Origin of the sequence: Paraburkholderia sp. SIMBA_027, assembly GCF_046535315.1 — a bacterium.
GTDB lineage: Bacteria > Pseudomonadota > Gammaproteobacteria > Burkholderiales > Burkholderiaceae > Paraburkholderia > Paraburkholderia tropica.
The window spans coordinates 1-276 of sequence record NZ_JAWRWY010000472.1; the positions used below are offsets into that span (position 1 = coordinate 1).

The 276-nt window shown below is 28.6% G+C and carries 1 protein-coding gene; it reads right to left on the reverse strand.

The features are described from left to right. Positions 1-49: 49 nt before the first annotated feature. Positions 50-276 (reverse strand): hypothetical protein (locus SB764_RS39875; protein WP_410866732.1); only part of this gene is annotated, 227 nt, incomplete at its 5' end.

Here is a 276-nt window from a genome sequence, read left to right on the forward strand (position 1 = left end):
GACTAGATTAAGGAAAAGGAATCAGGGATCAATTAATAAACAAGAATAATTACACAATTATGTCTAACAAAATATTCTTTACACTTTTCATTCTTATTTCAGCCTGCTGCTTTTCCCAACGAATAATAGAAAATAATAACTTACACGTATTTATTGGTGAAAAAATCAGTGTTGTAGAATTTGATCCGAATACGCAATTAGTAAAAGGCATATCAAAAGAGATAGATCTTAAAACTGGTGATACACTAATCATTACACATAAATCATATGTAATGG